Genomic DNA, 970 nt, shown 5'->3' on the forward strand with positions numbered 1-970 from the left:
GCGAAGACCACGGTAGCACCGGTGCTCAGGGTGACGGTGAAGTCCTTGTCCAAGGCCTTGTTCAGGCTCAGGGTGAAGGTTGGCTCGGTCGCTTCATTGACCGATACCTGATCGGCCACGATGGTGACTTTGACCAGGTCGCCCTCACCTGCAGGCTCGTCCGTGACGGTGGTGCTGACCTCGGTCTTGTCCAAGGTCAGGTTTTCGAACTTCCACGCATCTGCACCGCTGACGGCATCGATGGCATTGACCACCAGTTCGTTAGCACCGACATAGACGTTATCCGGCGCGGTTGCAGTGGCAGAACCCGTGGTGCTGTTAGCGGGCACGATGACAGTGGTGCCATCGGCCAGCTTGAAGTACAGCTCTGCGTGATTGTTGATCGGCAGGCCGTCTTTGTTGGTCAGCGTGATCGTGTAGGTGATCTCGCCGCCTTCGGTGACCGACTGGCTTGCGGTCAGCTTGGCCACCACTTCGTCGATGGTGTCGGTCACTTTGACCGATGCATCACCGCCCAACTGCAGGTTTTCGAAGGCCGCACCGGTAGCGTCCACCGCCGACTTGATGCCCAGGCTGATTTCGCCAGCGTCCTGGTAAACGTCGTCACCTTGCGCGTCGTGAGCATACGGCTCGCTCGAGGTCTGACCGGCCTTGATGGTCACAACCGCGTTATTGCTCAAGGTCACGACCAGGTCGTGCGCCAGAGCGGTGTTGATGTGCACGGTGAAGGTCGGTTTGACGTTCTCGGCGACCGAAACCTGGTCAGCCGTGATGGTGACCTTGACGATATCGCCTTCGTTACCTGGGGTACCTGGCTCGTCGGTAACCTCGGTGCTGACCGGGGTCTTGTCCAGATTCAGGTTTTCAAACTTCCACGCATCCGCGCCGCTGACGGCATCGATAGCGTTAACTACCGGCTGGTTAGCACCAACATAGACGTTATCCGGAGCGGTTGCAGTGGCCGAGCCGG

The 970-nt window shown here is 59.4% G+C and carries 1 protein-coding gene; it reads right to left on the reverse strand.

Going from position 1 to position 970, the window contains the following annotated elements:
- A partial coding sequence (locus ACN6NG_RS29860) for an immunoglobulin-like domain-containing protein (protein ID WP_474317515.1) occupies window positions 1–970 on the reverse strand: 970 nt, incomplete at both ends.

This window comes from Pseudomonas sp. TSO6 (assembly GCF_056098905.1).